This window comes from Xenorhabdus miraniensis (assembly GCF_002632615.1).
Window position 1 is genome coordinate 1 of the sequence record NZ_NITZ01000037.1, and the last position, 19,160, is coordinate 19,160.

The following is a 19,160-nucleotide window of genomic DNA, read 5'->3' on the forward strand; positions in this document are numbered from 1 at the left end:
CAGCCCAGAGCTGAATCTGATTGAAATTGTCTGGAGGCAGGCTAAATACCACTGGCGACGTTTTATGACCTGGACTCAGGAAACAATGGAATATGAGCTAAATACGTTATTGGCCGATTATGGCGACGAATTTGCAATTAATTTCTCTTGAGGACTTAATAGAGATGCTACACTATGGCATGCAAAACGGTTTTCTGTTTTGTATGCCATAGTGTAGCAGACAAGCCGCATGGCGGCGCGTCAGTTTTTCAGGTTAATGCGGGTATTTTGGTGGTACATTTACTACCTGCGTCATCCATTCAAACCAGTCACACGCTTTACAGAGACGGTTATCTTGTTTCGGATCAAAATGATAGTGATGATGTGAGATATCTTCACAATACCCCACAAAGGGCTGATCAATACGGTGAAGCTGGATGGCTGCCGCTTGCGCTTTGGAAGCCGGGAAAAATGCCCCACCAACTTCCGCAAACATGTCGGTATCATCTTGCTGTGTGCCACAGTGTTCGCAATAGTTTATCCAGTGCTGTCTGCGCAGCCGTTGGCTGACCGCTTTGCGCAGGGTGTGGTGAAAACCGGGCAGCACGCTACGCACAATAGTGGGAATATCGGCGATATAAAACAAAAACGCAGGGTTATCTTGCTCAGAGTAGTCCACCTCAGTGCCGGATTCATCGCCGTTATCCGCTTCCAGTAGCTGGTGTCCGGCAGGTAGCATAAATGCCGTTACCGTGGTGAGTTCATGACAGTGCAGACAGGCCGTCCGGGTCTGGGCGAGATACCAGAATTCAGCATGCACATTGTAGAACGGCAGCCAGTTTTTAAACGGTGCCGGGTCAAAATTTTCGTCGATATACCAGATTTGGGTGATGGCATCCCAGTGTGCGCCCAGCTTCCGCACCTGTTCATACTCATCGTCGGGGACGTGTAAATCAATCCGCAGCATGTCACTTCCTTACATTGCTAAGTTTTGGCTGAATAAATTAGTCAGACTATTTAGCTAATTTTCACTAAAGCATAAAGAGTTTATTGCTGATCAGAGTTAAAAAACCCCGCATCCTCGGCATACTGAAATCCATGACGAGGTGAGTGTTTATGCGCTGTTACTTTTCCCTGTCCCGTTCTGCCTGTCTGCTGGGGCTGGCTGTGTTGTGTATGCCGCAAGCGCAAGCGGCCGAAAAAGACGAACTGGCGAATGCAATGCGTCTGATTGAGCAGGTACAAATGGCACTGGAGCGAGCGAATATCACAGAAAAGCAATCTGATACCTCAAAACGCCCTCGTTATGACTTTGATTATCAGAGCATTAAAGCTGATCTCAACACCATCAAAGCCGGTATCGATCATTACCTCACGCCTTCCCGCGACCAGCCACATGAATCCGGCTTATTATCCGGCCATTACTGTCAGGAAAACCCGCAATGACGCAGGCGCAACGCAATGCCTTTGAAGTGGCATCGGGACACTTTGATATCACTTTTTTATATCTGGTGTGTGTCGGGTTTTTCTTAGCCACGCTGTTTCTCTGGGCCGCCTGGGCCGCAGTAGATGTCTGGAATGGCTGGGCGAATGAAAAAGTGCGCAATCAGACCTTCAGCCAGTTTGCCCTTCGAACCGCAGTATTGCTGGTTGTGGCTGTCTGGATGTTTGCCAGTTAATGCGACTAACACAATGAAAAGGAATAGGGGACATGAAGCATATTTTTAAATTCTGTTGTCGTATCAGCACAAACCTGATGACACGGGTCAGTACATTCATTCTGTTATTCGGGCTTTCCTGTGCATCAGCCCGGGCCGATTTACCGGCTATCGAACCACCCAAAAGTGGTGGCGGAGGCGGATTGCTGGGACAGGCGAAAGGGTACGCGCAGGATGGCATTGTGATTGGCGGGTTGATCCTCTCAGCGGTGGCCTTTTTTAAAGTCGCTTCGGCTGCCGTCGAAACCTTTTCCGAAGTGCGGGATGGCAAATCGACCTGGACTCAATTTGGCGCCATCGTTGTGGTCGGCGTGGTGCTGTTGGTTGCCGTGATTTGGCTGCTGTCGAAATCGGCCAGCATTATTTTTTAAGGTAGCTACCATGCAGACGATCTCTTTCTTACCCGACCGCTTAAACGCTGAGCCGGTCGTCTTTCGTGGATTCACCACGCCGGAGCTGGGACTGGCCGCATTGAGTGGTCTGGCGCTGGGGCTGATGGTCAGCCTTCCCCTCATTCCGTTCGCCGGTTGGGTCATGCTGCCGACCGGGATGCTGCTGATGCCCTTGTTACTGATGAGCGCTGGCGGGCGCTGGCTCGCCCGGCTTAAACGAGGCAAGCCGGAAAATTATCTCTGGCTGAAACTGGCTGAGCAGAAACGCCGGCTGGGTATCGGTGACCCGGCGTTGATTATTGCGGCACAGGGCTGGTCGTTACGCCGCAGCAGGAGAACGGGATGAGTCGCTTTCGTCATGCGGTCAGAAATCGGGACCAGCATATTCTGACCCTCCGGATGGCCTGTGGCATTCTGGTACTGACTCTGCTGCTGAGTCTGCTGGGCTGGATGGCTTCCCCGCGCAATCTGACCATCCATAATCCGCCGGATTTACGCAGTGGCAGCACCCGTCCGTGGTGGGAGGTACCGGCACCCAGTGTTTACAGCTTTGCTTTCTATCTCTTCCAGCAGCTGAATGCCTGGCCGAAAAACGGGGCGCAGGATTATCCGGCCAAAATTGAGGCCTTGTCCCCTTATCTGACACCCGCGTGTCAGGATTTTCTGCGCGAGGATGCCCGAACCCGGGCTGACAGTGGTGAACTGCTCGACCGGGTGCGGGTGGTGTATGAAATCCCCGGCCGGGGCTATGAGACGCGCAGCGTGACGGTGCGTGACCGCGATAACTGGGTGGTGCGGCTGGATTTGGTGGCGGATGAATATTATCACGCCGAACCGGTCAAACGGGCACTGGTGCGCTATCCGCTGAACGTGGTGCGCTGGGAAGGAGATGCGGAGCGTAATCCTTTTGGTCTGGCGCTGGATTGCTACGACGGCGTGCCACAGCGGCTGGAAGCGCTGCCACCGCCAGCAGAAGAGAAAAAAGGCGTATTTCAATGAGAAAACATTCATTTGACTGGCGCGGTGTCGGGCTAGGACTGCTCAGCCTCCTGCTGTTCAGCGTTGGCACAAAGGCCGATGAGTTGCTGACATGGGAGCGGATCCCGTTATCGATTAAGCTTAAGGTCGGGCAGGAGCGGATTATTTTTGCGGACCGGAATGTGCGTGTCGGTTTTCCGCCCTCACTGAATGATAAATTACGGGTACAGAGCACCGGCGGGGCGGTTTACCTGAAAGCCCGTCAGGCGTTCCCGTCAACCCGGCTGCAATTGCAGGACAGTGAGAATGGCGAAATTATCTTACTGGATGTGACAGCCGGAAAAACCGGGGCCACTGAGCCGGTACGCATTATTTATCCGAATGAAAAATCAACCGATTCAGACGATAAATCAAACGCCCAGAGCAAACCCACACAATCTGCGCCCATTCCGGTGCTGTTAACCCGCTACGCCGCACAGCAACTGTATGCACCACTACGCACTGTTGAGCCGGTTATGGGAATTCAGCCGGTGAACCTGCATCTGGCTTCATCCATCACCACGCTTTATCCGTCAGAACCGATTGAAATTACGCCGCTGGCCGGCTGGAAACTGCATCATCACACGGTCGTGGCGCTGAAACTGCGCAATACCGCTAAACGTACTGTCACGCTTGACCCCCGTGCCTTGCAGGGACAATTTGTCACAGCCTCATTCCAGCACCGCTGGCTGGGGAAAGCCGGAACTGCGGAAGATACCACGGTACTCTATCTCGTCACACAAGGTCTGCCGGATAACGCGTTGATCCCTGAGCCGATATCAGTGCAAGCGGGAGGCCGCGATGCAGATTAAATCCAACAGTATGGTGAAAATACTGGTGCCGACGGTACTGGTTGTCGGCGGGTTTATCGGTATTAAAAGTTGCAGCTCAACAGAAAATACCGTGCCGGATAAACCGCAGAATAACGCGCTGGCGACCCTCTCCCCGGAAGAGTTACAGGCATTGGGGGTCGGCGGGGATACGCCGGAAGATACCCTGCGCACGCTGGTCGGGACCCTCAATACCGTACGGGCAGAGCAGAAACGCTTAGACCAGCAGAATGCCGCGATGCGAAAAGAAAATGACCAGTTAAAAGGTCAGCATCAGGATGTGGCCGGTCAGATAGACGCCGCCGTGGCCGCTATCCGGCAGGATGATGAACAGCGCCAGCGCACGTTACAGGATGAACAGCAGGGATTGCTGGCGCAGATTGATTTGCTCACCGAACGGTTAAATTCAACGCCGTTGCCGGCACCGGATAATCAGATACCGCTGGGCAACGGGCTGACCGGTAGTGCCTATTCTGCCGGAATAATCAGAGGACAGGATGACCTTATCTGGGTTACCCCGGCCGATGAAAAACCGGCGGATATGCAAACGATGGGCAATGGAAAAACCGCTACCCAATTTCCCACCTCATTTTTAAGTGAACAACCGGCCGCCGGGGAAAATAATCCTCAACATTCATCGGGTAAGGCAGACAACGAAAAACCGGTCTACACCCTGCCGGAAAATGCCACTCTGGTAGGCAGTCAGGCGATGACCGCGTTGTTAGGCCGGGTACCGGTTAATGGCACGGTCACTGACCCCTATCCGTTTAAAATTCTTATCGGTAAAGACAACCTGACCACTAACGGTATTGAACTGCCGGAGGTGGAAGGCGCCGTGGTATCGGGTTCCGCCAGTGGCGACTGGACACTGTCCTGTGTGCGCGGTCAGGTCAATTCCATCACCTTTGTGTTTCAGGATGGTACGGTGCGCACCTTGCCGGGCCGCGGACAGAATCCGCAGGGTATCGGCTGGTTGTCAGATGAACATGGCATTCCCTGCATCAGCGGTGAGCGCAAATCCAATGCCGGCACCTACCTGCCGACCCTGTTTGCCCTGTCCGCCATGAATTCCGCCGGGGAGGCACTGAATGAAAGCCAGCAAACCGCGCAAACCAACGGCACGGGGGGCATCACCTCCGCGTTAACCGGCAATGCGGGGCAGGCGGCGCTGGGCAAAGCGATGTCCGGCGGCATGAAGGACATGAGTGAATGGCTCAGACAACGCTACAGCCAGACCTTCGATGCCATTTACGTCCCACCCGGTGCGAAGTTAGTGGTGCATATTACCCAATCGCTGGCGATTGATTACGAGACGACAGGCCGTAAAGTGCGCTACGGTGCGAATGAACCCATCGAAAGTGACACTCAGGAAGCCTTAGATTAATGGAAATTTCTTCTTTTCAAGGGCTGTTCTGTGCCGGTCAGCCCTATTGTCTGCAAATCAAGATCACGGCCCACACTGAACCCCTGTCCGTTCAGCTTGACTGGCGGTCTGACCGCAACAAAGCGCGGCAGCTCTGTCTTTCTTTCGGTAAGACATGCCACCGGCTGGATGACGGAGATGTGACGGTTTTTCGTCTGACCGATACCCAGTGGCAGGCGATGGTGGAAAATAGAGCCAGCGCTGAGCCTGAACAGTGGGCGCGGCAACCGTTTACCTTATCCGAACTGGCGGTACACCCTGAATTTGCCACGTTTACGGCCATTAACACCCCGGAGACCCAGGTATGCAGAAAATAACATTATCGATGGCGTTGTGTCTGGCCGGGCTGCTGGCCGGCTGTTCGACGTCGAAAGAGGCGTTACTGCCGGCCGGCGAACAGACGGTGCTGGCCATGTGGCAGGGAAATCAGGCGGGGCAGAGCACAACACAGGCAAGGCAAACCCTGCGCCGGGCACTCACTCCGGCCGAACGACGCAGAGCATGGGAAGAACCCAACCATTACAGCCGTTCGGCCGAGCAGGAAATCAGCCAGCAGTTTCCCCGACTCCCCAATCCCGATATGGTGATGTATGTCTACCCGCATCTGGTGGTGGGCAAGACTCCGGTACCGGGCTACAGCACGGTATTCCCGTTTTATCAGCAGGTGCAGTATGCCCTGCCGGGTGAACACACGGAGGCACAGTAATGGATAATTTCAAGGCATTGCCTCGCCCCGGCAACCTGAGCGAAGCGGATGAAGCGGCGATTTACCGGGCGAACCCGTCCATTATCGATTACCTGCCCTGGGTGGAATATCTGGACGATGGACAATGTTTATTGCTCGATGATGGCGTCTCCGTCGGCGCGTTCTACCGGATTGAACCGATGGCGACCGAAGGGCGGCCGGCTGAGCGGTTGATTGAAATCCGTGACCAACTGGAAGATGCCATTCAGGACAGTCTGGACGAGGAGGATATTTCCCCGTGGGTGGTGCAGTTTTTTTGTCAGGATGACGATGACCCGGCCGGTTATCTCACCACCCTGCGGGACTATGTCAAACCGTGGGCGCAGGGCACCGCCTTTACTGACGCTTTTCTGGCGGAATCAGCACGTCACCTGAACAGCATTGCCCGGCCGGAGGGGATATTTCAGGACAGCTTAATCACCGGGCAGCCGTGGCGGGGGCAGCAGCGCCAGACACGGATGGTGGTCTACCGTTGGTTGTCTGCGCATAAATCGAAGGCACACCCTCAGACCTTATTCTCAGTCGCTGCACTCAATCAGGTCTGCGAGCGACTGGTCTCCGCACTGGCCTCGGCGGGGATTGTGGCAACCCGGCAGGATGGCGGGCAGATCCACAGTTGGTTGCTGCGTCATTTTAATCCGGCGCCGGACTGGGGCATGGCAAAAGCCGATTTTTACCGAGCGGTGCGTTATGACCCCCCCACACCGCCGGATCTCCCGGTGAATAATGATTTTGCCGAAAGCCTGTGGTTTACCCCACCGGTGTCGGATCCCGAGAACGGCGTCTGGTGGTTTGACGGCCTGCCGCATAAGGCGGTGCCGGTCGAACGCCTGCGCCGCCCGCCGGAGCCGGGCACCCTGACGGGAGAAGTGAAACGGGGGGATCATATCAATACCCTGATGGATATGCTGCCGGAAGGCACTGTGGTCACGCTGACCATTGTGGCGCAGGCACAGGATACCCTGGAAGACGATTTTACCCGGCTGGCAAAAAATGCGGTGGGGGAAAATACCGAATCCCTGCGTGTCCGCCAGGATGTACAGGCCGTGAAGGAATTACTAGGACGACGGCATAAACTGTACCGCAGTGCATTGACTTTTCTGGTGCGCGGTCAGGATTTGGGTAATCTGAATCACCAAGTTCATCAGCTCTCCTCCACATTGCTGAGTGCCGGATTACAGCCTGTGCGGCCGGAATTCAGTGTGTCACCGCTGAATGCCTACTTACGCGCCCTGCCGATGGGCTTTAATCCGCAGAAAGATAAAAAACACTGGTACAGCCGCCTGACGTGGGTTCAGCATCTGGCGGGACTCCTGCCGGTAACAGGGCGCTCAACCGGTACCGGGCATCCGGGTTTCAGCTTCTTTAACCGTGGCGGAGCCCCGCTGACCTTTGATCCACTGAACAAGGGGGATCGCACCCAGAATGCCCACTTATTGCTGTTCGGTCCGACCGGCGCAGGCAAATCCGCGACCCTGTGTGCCTCGCTCATCCAACTGATGGCGATCCATCGACCCCGTTTGTTTATTGTGGAAGCGGGGAACAGTTTTGGTTTGCTGGCCGATTACTATGAAAGTCTGGGGCTGACAGTCAATAAAATCGGCATCAGACCGGGCTGCTGTGTCAGTCTGGCCCTGTTTGCCGATGCGCATCAACTGCTGCAACTCAGCCCTAAACAATTGCGCATTGATGAAGCCGATATTCCGGAGACCGATGAAGCGCAGGAAGACGGCGATGAACAGCGTGATATTCTGGGGGAGATGGAAATTGCCGCCCGGCTGATGATCACCGGTGGTGAGAAAAAAGAAGAAGAGCGTCTGACCCGTTCTGACCGGGGGTTGATCCGTGAAGCCATTATGCTGGCTGCACAGACCAGCTATGAGGCCGGGCGTCAGATGGTGGCTTCAGATTTACAGAATGCCCTCTATACCATCGCCCGCAATCACCGGCAGGATGAACATGGCCAGCCGCTAATCACCGCACACCGCCGGGCACGGGCCGATGAAATGGCCGGGGCCATGTCGATGTTTACGCAGGGTTTTGAAGGGGAACTGTTTAACCGACCCGGTACGCCGTGGCCGGAAGTGGATGTGACCCTGATTGATTTGGGCACACTGGCGCGCGAGAACTACTCGGCACAGATGGCACTGGCGATGGTGTCACTGATTAACCAAGTCAATAATCTGGCCGAACGCGACCAGTATCAGGACAGAGAGCTGCAACTGGTGATTGACGAAGGCCATATCACCACCACCAACCCGCTGCTTTCCCCTTATATGACTAAAGTCGTCAAGATGTGGCGTAAACTGGGGGCCTGGCTGTGGCTGGCGACACAAAACCTGGCCGATTACCCGGATACGGCTGAAAAAATGCTGAATATGGCCGAATGGTGGCTGTGCCTGACCATGCCCCCGGATGAAGTGGAGCAAATCGCCCGGTTCAAAAAACTGACCGAAGAGCAAAAAGCGGTGCTGCTCTCTGCCAGTAAATTGCCCCGTTGCTATACCGAAGGGGTGGTGTTGGCGAAAAAAATCGAAGCGCTGTTCCGGGTCGTGCCCCCGAGTCTCTATCTGGCACTGGGGATGACGGAAAAAGAAGAAAAAGCCGAACGGCGGGCGTTAATGCGTGAGCATCAGTGCAGTGAACTGGAAGCGGCGGTGTTGGTTGCCAGAAAAATGGATGTTGAGCGGGGATTACGGATTGATCCTGATTTTGCATGAATGCTGACAGTAATCACTGACAAAATATCTCGAAGTATTGGTGCGATATTGGAATATATGTTACGCGAAAACTATTTTTAGTTACTGCTACAATACCGCATAAACTTAGGAAAATATTTTTAAGTAGTAATAATTGCTGGGTCTCCTTTATTTATTTCCAATGAAAAAATTAACGCGTATGTTTGGTTGTTAATACAAATCATCTTAATTTATTCTTTTTGAAAATAAATTAAAATATCCAATAGATATTTTTATTAAATATCAAACCGTCATGAAAATATTATTAAGGTGAGAAAATGGATTATAAATTTGAAAAAAAACGTAAGCGTGAAGAAGATATGAAACGTTTTGAAGAGATTACAGAACTAGGATATCCTGAGATATTGATTGCCATTGATGAGGAGATAAAATACAACGAAAAAAACATCAGGGATATTACTGTTTATTTGGAAAATAATAAAAACACCTTAATAGAGGATGTAATCGATTCTGAGCTATTAGAAATAGAGTACAACCGTGATTGTATAGAATTCAATAAAATTGCTAAAGAACTCAAATATTGTCTACAAATAAAAAAAGCCACTCCTGAAGATCGTAAGATTTGTGCTGAGATTTTAGATGAATATAATAAATGGTATGATGTTAAAATTAAGAAATTTGTAGAAACTTTATTTTTGGAAAAAATCATATCAGAAAAACAAGGAAAAAAAAGTGACTTATATTCAAAATTTCCAACGGAAGAAGAAATACGTTTTGTATTAAGTCATCCAATTACAGCTAAAGCAATTGGAGAATTTAAACGTGGAGAGAAGAATATTACAACCAATGCAATACGCTTTTCAACACAAGGAAAAGGCGATTATATATTGGCTCCCAAATTCCGTGCTATTTTTGAAGCCAGAGGTAGCGAGGTAAATGCCTTCCGTCATGCTGTTTGGATATCAACTATCGCGGCTCAATATGGTGAAGAAATAGCGCAACACATAGGTAACGCACATGAAGGATTATGGGGAAAAATGCCTGAGAAATTTTATAAAAAGATTGATTTAAATAAGAGAATTTTTGATGACATGGAACAAGCAGACAGTGCAGTTGATATTCTTAATAATCAAATAGCACGCGAGCTCGGAGCGAAAGCTGGTTCAAAATCAATGAAACAACTTTCGCTGGGGGCACTAGATTATTTTTATCATCACGGCTTATATGTTTTCACTAATTATGAATTAGACCTAGAAAATAGCGATGAAAACGATGTTGCTTACTCGATAGAGATAGGAAAACGAAAAATCACCGATAAGCAATATAATTATATGAGAAATTTGTTTAACCAATTAGATGATAACGGAATGTTACCTTCAGGATTTGAATTAGATTCTACAGGTAAAATAACTCCGATTAAATAAAATGGTCTATCGCATTTAATCAAAGTGGGCGACTGTTAGATCAAGTTTGAATTACCACATATAACTCTAATATAATAAGATAAGTGGCTATTTATACAGCCACTTTAATTAACTGGTAAATATAAAGTAAATAGGAAATTAAATTTCCTGAATATCTGGATCGGCGAATTGACGAAGAATGTCGAGGTGAATGTGCATATCTAATTTACTGACATTTTCAAGTTTGATTTCGCCGCCTAAAATAATGGCAGGTTCAAAACCAAATATTTCGTTCTCACCTAATGGTCCATATTTATCAACGGCGCGAGAAAAAATACTTGCTTTTGTACCACCTTTTAAATCAAAATTATCAGGTGATTTTATTCCAAAGAAAGAGGATATTTCTTGGTCTAGCTTTTTCTTTTCTTTCTTGTATGCTCTTTTTTTAGAGTAATTGATAGAGTTAAAAATACAAGATATTGTTAAATTAATTCCGGTTTGTTCGCCGCAAAGATAAAGTTTACCAAAACCACTTCTGGCGATGACGTGGTAAGAATCCATGGATTCGAATGGGGTATCTTCCAGCCAGATATCAACGATATCTTCATAGTCATCGGGGTTGACAATACTAAATAACCCATCTTTATAGCTGTTCCAGCCTTCATGTTTCCAATAATATAATAATTGCCCAGGCAGTTTTCCCAGCCATTTATCTATGGCTTCGTCAGGGACTGCTCTGTGTTGAGTGGCCTCTCCCATTTTTTCAATATAATACTCAAAAAACTCGTCACGCATTATTTTTCCCCTTACCACGGCACAATTCAAATATAAAAAAAGTGGCTATTTAGACAACCACTTTAATCAATAGGTAAATATAAAATAAATAGAAAGTTAAATTTCAAAAATATCAGGATCAGATAATTGTCGTAAGATATCAAGGTGGATATGCATATCCAATTTTCTAACATTTTCAAGTTTAATTTCGCCACCTAAAACAATGGCAGGTTCAAAACCAAATATTTCGTGCTCTCCTAATAGGCCGTATTTTTCTACAGCCTTGGCAAAAATACCTGTTTTTGTGTTGCCTTTTAAATCAATATCGGCGATTGATTTCACAGCAAAAAAAGAAGATATGTCGCGATCTAATTCTTTCTTTTCTTTTTTTAAAGCTCTTTTTGGAGAATAAAAAAAGGTATTAAAAACACAATCAAGTGTTAAATTAATTCCGGTTTGTTCGCCACAGAGGTAAAGTTTACCAAAACCACTTCTGGCAATGGCATGGTAAGTATCTGTTGATTCAAATGGGGTATCTTCTAACCACATATCAACAATATCTTCATAATCATCGGGATTGACAATACTAAACATACCATCTTGATAACTATTCCAGCCTTCATTTTTCCAATAATATAATAATTGCCCTGGGACTTTCCCCCCCCATTTATCTATAGATTCAGATGATACAGGCCTATGTTGGGTTGCTTCTCCCAAATCATCAATGAAGCACTCAAAAAATTCGTCTCGCATTATTTTTTCCCCTTACCCCGACATAACTCTAATTGAACGTTCATTTTAGCGTCACCTAACCCGCTGTCAATTGCCTCTTTAGCAGCATTATCTAATGATTTTATTCGTTTTCCTCTCCAACTACCTCCTATGGCACTATTAATTCCAGTATCACCCATCTTCTTAGGTGCATATTGACCATAACCACCTGCGACCATATCTGGTTCGTGCAATGCAGCCAATCCATCGAATATCTCGTCTGCTTTGTTTTGTGATATTTTTTTAGCTTCTTTTACTGAGGTTCCTTTTTTTATCTGGCTGTTAAATATATTTATTTTTATTTCACCTTTCGCACTGTCTCTAAAATCTTCTTGTGCTTTCCCAGCCAAACTATTTCGCTTATTCTTCTTATAAGAATCTCGTGCGAATTTGAACTCTTCAGGCGACATATTATTAATCGCATCCTGCTGTCTGCGCAGTTGTGCAGAATATTCTTTCAAAAATGCCTGACGCTCTTTTTCTGTTTTTAATCGCTTATAGCGTTTGCTGTTATAAGGACTAAAACACGGGACTTTAGTTTTTTTAGCGCCCTTAACTTTCCCACCTTTTTGCTCTGGCTCGTTAGGCTTGCCTGTGCTTTCTTTCGATTTTTCAACCTTATTAACCGTTTTTTTCTTTCCCTCTTTAGCGGTCACTTTTTCAATGGCTTTCCCGATATTCTTAACGCCCCCGACGATCCCTTTAACGACACTTTTAACCGCTCCTTTCGGGTTCAAATCAGCCAGTAATGCACCGGTCTCCTGATCTGAATTGTCTAATGTCACCCGGAGGTCATCAAACTTGTCGGTGGCAGTACTTTTTCTGGTTTCTTCCGCGGCTTCCGATAACACCCTGGCCTGTTCTTTATTGCCAAGAATATCATGCCATCTGGCTGCATCTTCCATATCACGCGCTGCTTCCATTTTGGCCGCAGGGTATGCAAGTTCCGCAAGATCCACCCCAAAATTCCAGGTATCTTTTGCTGCACCTTTCCCCATTTCAACGGCGCTTTCATACACCTGGTCGGCAAAACTCTGTTCGTTCTGTGTGCCGGATTTGAGTACCGGACTCGCTTCAGCAGGGACTGTAGTAACCTGTGGTGGCTGACCGACAATTTCACCGAGGGTATTGCCTTCTCCCGTTGCCGCATCATTGCGTGCCTTTTTTTCCAGCAAAGGCTTATCGCTCACCGTCAGCGGTGTTTTTTGGTTTTTTTTGGCCATCGCCGTTTCCTTATGCGCCGTTCATCCAGAATTTATCCCCATGCCGCAGCAGCAGTTTGTTGCCTGCCCGGACACTTTTTGAGTGTTCTTTCGGGTGGCACTTGCCTCCCACGGTGCCGCTTTTGATGCCATTAGCAACGCCGGGCTGATCGCCCAGTGTCTGTGGCACAAAACTTTGGGCGAAGACCACCACAGGTTTGCCATTTGCCCGCACGGATTTGATTGGTACAGAGCTGTCTGCCAGTTTGGCCACCACCGGATAGGGAATGGGTGGCGTTGATGAACCCATCGGCGTTTTGCACACGTCAGGTACAATACTGACGACCATCCATTGCGTTGCTGTCCGGGCGAAATAGTTATCAGCCATAATGCACCTCCCTGCCATCACCCAAATCGACCCTGACCAGAGGTGCAGCCGGATCCATCTCAAACCGGGCCTCCATCACCCGGATGTTGTCGTCAATCTCGGCGTGGTAGCGGTAGGTCATGGAGAGCGTGAGGGCTTCGCTGTCGATAATTAAGGTATCCGGATACATCAGATCAGGTAACATTTCGCCATTCAGCATTCTCAGCAGCATAAAGGGGCGATGTCCCGGTAGCTGCACCCGCAGTGTGCCCTCACGGGTTAAATGAAACAGGCTGATACGGATATTATTATCCGGATGGTCGATTTGCTGATCTTCCGGCGCGTTATTCCAGTAGCTGAAATCAAAATCATCGGGGAGATACGGATGGCGTTCTTTCAGCCAGGTGTTATCGTAAGTGCCGGCTTTTGTGCGGCGGGGCAACCAGGGGCGGCCAATCATACCGAAACCCGCCGGCGGGCAGTCATGGTCTGTCATGGCAGCCGATTGCTCTGCGCATTGGGTAATGTGTTCCCCGGTGACAGGGGCACCAAAGTATTCAATACGTGGGGCTGGATAGCGGGAAAGGGTTTTCGCTTCCACATACCACGGTGTGACAAATCCCGTACCAATCGGATTGTATTCGAAAGTGGCATGGGCAATGGGAGGCGTCTCTTTTTCCGGATGCTGTGCCCGTTGCTCATCGGACAGCCTGAATTCATCCGCCACCGCAGCGGCTGCTTCATCGTTTTCATAGATCTTACACTGACCGCCGAAGGCATACCGGTAGTCTATCGGCAACTCCGTAAATTTTTGCGGCGGTGTCAGCTGCCATTTACCTTCTGAGGAACGTTGAAACTCGCGTTCTCCCCACACCAGTAAGGTTTTGTCGATAAGGGGTTGCCGATCTGCTGTCGTGACGAGTAGCCGGATAGGGACTTTTTCAGCCGGAATGCCCGCAGGCGCATAGGCCACTCCGTTGACAATCACATCACACTTCGGTTTTAACGGTGCCAGGTCACTTTCCAGCCGGACAGAGGACTGGTTAAGTTCACCGCAGAATTCATCCTGCAATGCCAGCTCCCCGAACGGCTCGGCTAATACAGCCTGATAATACGGCCCATTTCCGATAGGCCGGAGCTGATAGACGATTTTCATCGCGACAACATGATATTCTTCGTCTTCGGTATCCAGCATCTTGTAGTGCATGACCGAAAACGGCGTCAGATTTTTAAATTCCATCGCAAAGCTCCTTAGTTCAGGTCAATATCCTGTGCGCTGATTTGAATGGCATCACTGGCCTGGAACAGGAAGTTATTTCCCTGAATCGTAACATTGCCCAGTTTGTCCATGCGCAGGACGCTGCTGCCACAGCGCAGCTCAATCACCGTGCCGGCGGTAATGGATAAGGATTCACCCACATCCAGCGTATCTGTCAGGCCAATGGTTTCTTCCCGGTGTTCATAAACATCAATGGTCTGGTTTTTCTCGACCGTCTCACTGTGGTTCGCCAGCACATGGGTATTACGGTCATTGAGCACTTTAGTGTTCATGTCTTTTTGGGCGTGAATAAACACTTCTTCACTGCCTTTCGCATCCTCAAAGCGCAGTTCATTAAAACCTTTGCCTTTATGAGTCTTGGTTCTGAAGGTGGTACGGGTTTTCTGGGCCGGTAAATCCAGTGGCGGACGGTTCAGGCCGTTATAGACACAACCCGTCACAATCGGCCGGTCAATATCCCCGTTGAGATAGGAAATGATCACTTCCTGTCCGATACGTGGGATGGCCATAAAGCCAAAGCCGTTGCCATTCCAGCCCTGTGCCACCCGGACCCAGCAGGAAGCCCCGTCATCCGCCTTGTCATAGCGGTTCCAGTGGAAATGCACTTTGATTGCACCGTCTTTGTTGACGAAGATCTCTTCCCCCTCAGGCCCAACGACAGTGGCGGTTTCATCCCCATCGGCCTGTGGCCTGTAATGGAACGGCGGGCGCCAGTCGGCGAGGCCATCAATAAAGCTGAAGTGATTACTGAGCGTTGTGCCATCATCACCACTATCGCCCAGTGCCTGCGGGCAGCGGCCGTGATGGCTGATACCGACAATCTGCCAGCGGGCATTGAGCGGCAGGTGTGGGTGACTGATGATTTCGAAGATTTTGCCCGGCATCAGTTTGATACAGTTGCTGCTACCGCTGCCGGTCTGTTTCTGATTATCCAGCGCGTCATGGCGGTATTTGAGAAACGGTTTAGCGGCAGCATCTTTCTGAAAACGCCCGTAACTTTCAAACACGGTATAGGGGGTCTGGGTACCAAAATCGCGAAAACCCTCGCTGCTTTGCATATGGGAGAGGTGATAGCGTGGATTATCGCAGTTAAAATCTTTGTGGAGGCTGCGTTGTGGACTCATTCCGACACCCAGGCGCACCTGATAAATCGTATCTGTGCCCAGCGCGGTTTCCGGTTGCGGACTGTAAGTCAGCGGCAACCCCGCCGTCATGCCTAAATGGCTGTCACTGAAAAACGCCGTTTCATCCTCGAACCAGAAGCTGATGCCTTCTTCTGCCGCCAGCCGGCTGAAAAAGGCATAATCCGATTCCCGTTTCTGGGTAACATATTCTCTGTCCTGATGGGGATCGTAGAGTTTCGAGTCAGCCCGGACTTTATGTTTTTTCAACAGACCATTCAGAATGGCCGGCACATTCTGCTGATGGAAAATACGGCTCTCCTGATTCAGCGTCAGACGCCAGAGTGCCGGACGAACGGTGACGCTATAGAGCGTCTTATTGCCATCGGTGCCGATCCAGTCCGCGTGGGAGATGATCCCGGTGATTTTGCGCTGCAACAATGGGCCGTGAAAAATTTGCAATACCGCTTCCTGCATCAGCAGCGACGCTAACTTAATCTCGGTCAGTGGCTTAAACGGATTCAGATTGCCGGCCCTGACCAGTGTCAGGTTCAGGGTAAACATCTCGGATAACCCTTCCTGAAGGGAAAACTCCCCCACGCTGAATGTCTCTTCGGGCAATCCTGCTATCTGAAAAGTAAAGCGTAATCCACTTTTAGCAGTGGGTAGCATCTCCATGATATTTTTCATTTTTTGTTGTATTCCTTGTTGTTATGGGGTGAGGGTTTACATTTCTGCGCGCGTTCCGTCGACTTCCCGGAACGCCCACAGAACATCGCTGCTGTCCGGGGTGTAAACATCCAGTTTGACGAAGGTGGACTGGCTGATAAAACACGCCATGGCATCATTGACTAACCGGCAGAAACGGTACATTTCCCCCGGATTGTGATAACAGTCGGGATTGAGCGTGAGTCCTACCCGATGCCCCCGGACAGGACGGCCGCGTTTCAGGCGATCGGTCAGGTGTTCTTCTACCCGGATAATACCGTCGATATGCTGTCGGATATGGCGGCTCAGCGGGCGATTGACTTCGGTGTGGGGATCAAACAGGCGGAGAAAATGTTTCAGGCTTTCTGTGGCGAATAACAGTGCCGGCGGGCTGGAAAGACAGGAAATCAGCGCCCAGCCGACGTTGTCCTGCAACAGCGGAGGGTAATCGGGAAAGACAGGGAGAATATTGCGTACGCGGAGATGGGCCGGGGAATCTTCTTGTGTGACGGTAATTTCGCCTTGTTTCAAGGTCATAGTCTGGGTGTGGTAGCCCAGAAAATCGCCAACAACGCTCAGCGGGGGCAGGCACTCAGCCGGTTTGCCGGTCAGGTCAAAAAAATGCAATTGGTGCGTGAGCCTGCCCAGTAAATCACAATCACGCTGGTACAGGTAGTAAAACGTTTCAGGCTCGTCGTCTTCTGCCAGCCAGGGGGATGACGGTGTAAACTGTTCGATGGGCAGATAGCGGGAGGGTCTTCCCCGTTGTTGTGTTGCATCGGGCTGCTGAACTACCTGTATATCGCGCAGCCGGAACAATTGCACGGACTCGCCAAGGGACAGGGGATAACGGTGATTTCCTTCATCCAGTGGCAGGGGAGAGCTGGTCAGGGTTTCAAGATGCAGGGCAGGCACACAACCGAGCATAAAGGCATCGTCAATATTTTCCAGTGGTAATTCACCCTGAAAACGAAAAATTAGGTCAAAGGTGCCGTCGGCATTGAGCGGGACTTCAGGGCAACTGTTACTGATATCGACCACCATAAAATTATACAGATGGGGCAGGGCATAATATTCCATCAGTAATTGCAGGCCGGCATACGTGCGTTTTCCCGTCGGCAGGAGAGGATTATCGAACAGGTTGTGCCAGCCATAAGGAAAACTGTTCAGTTTTCGCTGCGTTCCCTGTACGTTCAGACGCATCTCACAGATATGTTGATCCAGCCACAGGCTTAACTGGGCTGCCCGTTCACTGTCTGAGCCAAGGAAAAAAGACAGAGCCCCGCTTTGCCAGACGGGAGAAGGGGTGCCCGTCTGGCAAAGCGTCAGCACTATCTCACTGTGTGTGCCGGTTTTTTTCACGACCCGGTTCAACACAATCAGGGGTTCAATATGCAGAGGACGGCAGGTGTTAAAAGTGAGTAACTGCCCGTTGACATCGGCAGAAATTGGCGTACCTGCCGGAATATCAACTACGCCCTGATGCTCGCCATCGGTGGGATGAAACTGCATGAGCGTGGTCGGTGGGATGGGACTCAGGGTGGATGGCCAAATGCGGGACAGGATACCATGGGTAATTTCAGGAAAATCATCCTCGACTTTATCCCGTAAGTGGGCAATCAACAGGGCAAAGGCTTCGAAAATCCGTTGAATATCCGGATCATGAGAAGCGGTCAGAAAATCAGCTAAATGGGGAGCATCGTTTGCCACGCGTCGGGCCAGTTCCCGCAGGTAGGCCAGTTCTTGCAGATACAGCGATTCCTTTCTGTTTTTCATCTGTGTTTCTCTAATGTGTCGGTTCATTATTGATCGGCACTTTGGGTGGAAAGTTTATATTAAATGAGTGCGTTATAAGAAAATGCAGCTTATTGTATCTTCATATTGATTAATGTAATTAATGTCATGCTTTTTTTATGATCGCCGCACAGCCGGAAAGAAAAGAGTGACCGCGTAAGAAAGTGAGGAATATTTTTTTATCTCACGCAAAAAAGAATTGTTTGCTGATTTTTCTGTTTTTTTTCCGCACGCTTCCCGTCTGTGTTCAGCAATGGGAAGGTAGGAATGAGAAAGTGCTATACCGTATTATTCGGGTTGGGATGGCTGGTCGCCTCAGTGAGTCAGGCCAAAACAGTGGTGTATACCGACCGTCAACACATACCCACTCACCTTTCCCCTGAAACACAGGTCGTCTGGCTGGATGCAGCTGAACAACAGCAAAAGCAAATCTTCTCTCAGCTTTCTACTGATCCACAGCAAGCCGCTGTTCAGGCACAGGCAATACTGCAATCGTCTCACTGGCATCAGCAGGAGCAGAAACTTATCAAGGCTTATCGTGCTGTGGTGCAGGCCTGGCAATCAGGCGTAAAAAAGTATCCGGCCGTGGTCTTTGATGACCGGGAGGTGGTGTACGGCACAGCGGATGGGGCAAAAGCCCGCGCACTCAGGGAGCAACATCAGCCATGAGTCTTCAACGTGTGACGTTTCCTGCGCTCATTACCCTGATAGTGGCATTTACTCCGGTGACACAGGCCTCAATCAATACGGCCCAGATTGTCGCCAGCAGTCTTTCGCCCGCCTGTATTCAGTGGCGGGTCAGTGGCATCTGTTACTGGCTGCTCTGTGGTCTGCACGGCTGTACCGTGAAAACCTCGGTTAAGGTGACCCATTATCTTCCCGAAGTGGTGGTGTCTACCTATCAGGCTCCCGGTGGCAATCCATGGACAGAAATGGCG

At 49.9% G+C, this 19,160-nt stretch carries 21 protein-coding genes; 13 read left to right on the forward strand and 8 right to left on the reverse strand.

Going from position 1 to position 19,160, the window contains the following annotated elements; genetic code table 11:
- Positions 1 to 253 precede the first annotated feature (253 nt).
- A complete protein-coding gene (locus tag Xmir_RS20370; protein ID WP_099115852.1) occupies positions 254 to 946 on the reverse strand; it encodes a DUF5710 domain-containing protein in 693 nt (230 codons plus the stop codon).
- Positions 947 to 1,095: 149 nt separating this feature from the next.
- Here Xmir_RS20370 and Xmir_RS20375 point away from each other — a divergent pair, with 149 nt between their 5' ends.
- The 11 genes from Xmir_RS20375 to Xmir_RS20425 all read left to right on the forward strand — a co-directional run bounded on the left by Xmir_RS20375 (position 1,096) and on the right by Xmir_RS20425 (position 10,227).
- Complete coding sequence (locus Xmir_RS20375; protein ID WP_099115853.1) at positions 1,096 to 1,425, forward strand: integrative conjugative element protein, RAQPRD family; 330 nt, start codon at positions 1,096 to 1,098, stop codon at positions 1,423 to 1,425.
- Entirely contained in the window at positions 1,422 to 1,658 is a 237-nt protein-coding gene (locus Xmir_RS20380) for a TIGR03758 family integrating conjugative element protein (RefSeq protein WP_099115854.1), read from the forward strand. Before Xmir_RS20375 ends, Xmir_RS20380 begins: the two co-directional genes overlap by 4 nt.
- A gap of 77 nt (positions 1,659 to 1,735) precedes the next feature.
- Entirely contained in the window at positions 1,736 to 2,068 is a 333-nt protein-coding gene (locus tag Xmir_RS20385; RefSeq protein WP_422646035.1) for a TIGR03745 family integrating conjugative element membrane protein, read from the forward strand.
- Positions 2,069 to 2,078: 10 nt separating this feature from the next.
- The gene (locus Xmir_RS20390) at positions 2,079 to 2,435 is read left to right on the forward strand and encodes a TIGR03750 family conjugal transfer protein (RefSeq protein ID WP_099115855.1); all 357 of its coding nucleotides are present in this window, start codon (positions 2,079 to 2,081) and stop codon (positions 2,433 to 2,435) included.
- Positions 2,432 to 3,088: a PFL_4703 family integrating conjugative element protein gene (locus Xmir_RS20395; RefSeq protein WP_099115856.1), complete on the forward strand. Its 657-nt coding sequence runs from the start codon at positions 2,432 to 2,434 to the stop codon at positions 3,086 to 3,088. The genes Xmir_RS20390 and Xmir_RS20395 overlap by 4 nt, the downstream gene beginning before the upstream one ends.
- A complete protein-coding gene (locus Xmir_RS20400; RefSeq protein ID WP_099115857.1) occupies positions 3,085 to 3,918 on the forward strand; it encodes a TIGR03749 family integrating conjugative element protein in 834 nt (277 codons plus the stop codon). The genes Xmir_RS20395 and Xmir_RS20400 overlap by 4 nt, the downstream gene beginning before the upstream one ends.
- A complete protein-coding gene (locus Xmir_RS20405) occupies positions 3,908 to 5,320 on the forward strand; it encodes a TIGR03752 family integrating conjugative element protein (RefSeq protein ID WP_099115858.1) in 1,413 nt (470 codons plus the stop codon). Before Xmir_RS20400 ends, Xmir_RS20405 begins: the two co-directional genes overlap by 11 nt.
- The gene (locus tag Xmir_RS20410; RefSeq protein WP_099115859.1) at positions 5,320 to 5,676 is read left to right on the forward strand and encodes a hypothetical protein; all 357 of its coding nucleotides are present in this window, start codon (positions 5,320 to 5,322) and stop codon (positions 5,674 to 5,676) included. The genes Xmir_RS20405 and Xmir_RS20410 overlap by 1 nt, the downstream gene beginning before the upstream one ends.
- Positions 5,664 to 6,065, forward strand: coding sequence for a TIGR03751 family conjugal transfer lipoprotein (locus Xmir_RS20415; RefSeq protein WP_099115860.1), 402 nt, complete (start codon positions 5,664 to 5,666; stop codon positions 6,063 to 6,065). The genes Xmir_RS20410 and Xmir_RS20415 overlap by 13 nt, the downstream gene beginning before the upstream one ends.
- Positions 6,065 to 8,824: a conjugative transfer ATPase gene (locus Xmir_RS20420; protein WP_099115861.1), complete on the forward strand. Its 2,760-nt coding sequence runs from the start codon at positions 6,065 to 6,067 to the stop codon at positions 8,822 to 8,824. Before Xmir_RS20415 ends, Xmir_RS20420 begins: the two co-directional genes overlap by 1 nt.
- A 296-nt stretch (positions 8,825 to 9,120) precedes the next feature.
- Positions 9,121 to 10,227, forward strand: a complete 1,107-nt coding sequence (locus Xmir_RS20425) for a DUF6973 domain-containing protein (protein WP_099115862.1) — start codon at positions 9,121 to 9,123, stop codon at positions 10,225 to 10,227.
- A gap of 138 nt (positions 10,228 to 10,365) precedes the next feature.
- Here Xmir_RS20425 and Xmir_RS20430 read toward each other — a convergent pair whose 3' ends face one another.
- The 7 genes from Xmir_RS20430 to Xmir_RS20460 all read right to left on the reverse strand — a co-directional run bounded on the left by Xmir_RS20430 (position 10,366) and on the right by Xmir_RS20460 (position 18,204).
- Entirely contained in the window at positions 10,366 to 11,001 is a 636-nt protein-coding gene (locus Xmir_RS20430) for a GAD-like domain-containing protein (protein ID WP_099115863.1), read from the reverse strand.
- Between the two features lie 96 nt (positions 11,002 to 11,097).
- Positions 11,098 to 11,733, reverse strand: a complete 636-nt coding sequence (locus tag Xmir_RS20435) for a GAD-like domain-containing protein (RefSeq protein ID WP_099115864.1) — start codon at positions 11,731 to 11,733, stop codon at positions 11,098 to 11,100.
- Positions 11,733 to 12,974: a polymorphic toxin type 15 domain-containing protein gene (locus tag Xmir_RS20440; RefSeq protein ID WP_099115865.1), complete on the reverse strand. Its 1,242-nt coding sequence runs from the start codon at positions 12,972 to 12,974 to the stop codon at positions 11,733 to 11,735. Before Xmir_RS20440 ends, Xmir_RS20435 begins: the two co-directional genes overlap by 1 nt.
- Positions 12,975 to 12,984: 10 nt before the next feature.
- Positions 12,985 to 13,359 carry a DUF4150 domain-containing protein gene (locus Xmir_RS20445; protein ID WP_244171000.1) on the reverse strand — a complete coding sequence of 125 codons (375 nt, stop codon included), beginning with the start codon at positions 13,357 to 13,359 and terminating at the stop codon, positions 12,985 to 12,987.
- On the reverse strand, positions 13,334 to 14,560 hold the full coding sequence (locus Xmir_RS20450) for a DUF2169 family type VI secretion system accessory protein (RefSeq protein WP_099115867.1): 1,227 nt from the start codon (positions 14,558 to 14,560) through the stop codon (positions 13,334 to 13,336). The genes Xmir_RS20445 and Xmir_RS20450 overlap by 26 nt, the downstream gene beginning before the upstream one ends.
- A gap of 11 nt (positions 14,561 to 14,571) precedes the next feature.
- Positions 14,572 to 16,410, reverse strand: coding sequence for a type VI secretion system tip protein TssI/VgrG (gene tssI / locus Xmir_RS20455; protein ID WP_099115868.1), 1,839 nt, complete (start codon positions 16,408 to 16,410; stop codon positions 14,572 to 14,574).
- A gap of 36 nt (positions 16,411 to 16,446) precedes the next feature.
- The gene (locus Xmir_RS20460) at positions 16,447 to 18,204 is read right to left on the reverse strand and encodes a type VI secretion system baseplate subunit TssF (protein WP_099115869.1); all 1,758 of its coding nucleotides are present in this window, start codon (positions 18,202 to 18,204) and stop codon (positions 16,447 to 16,449) included.
- A 285-nt stretch (positions 18,205 to 18,489) separates the two neighbouring features.
- Between Xmir_RS20460 and Xmir_RS20465 the strand changes: the two genes are divergently transcribed.
- Positions 18,490 to 18,891, forward strand: a complete 402-nt coding sequence (locus Xmir_RS20465) for a TIGR03757 family integrating conjugative element protein (protein ID WP_099115870.1) — start codon at positions 18,490 to 18,492, stop codon at positions 18,889 to 18,891.
- Positions 18,888 to 19,160 (forward strand): TraU family protein (locus tag Xmir_RS20470; RefSeq protein ID WP_208620464.1); only part of this gene is annotated, 273 nt, incomplete at its 3' end. The genes Xmir_RS20465 and Xmir_RS20470, both read left to right, overlap by 4 nt.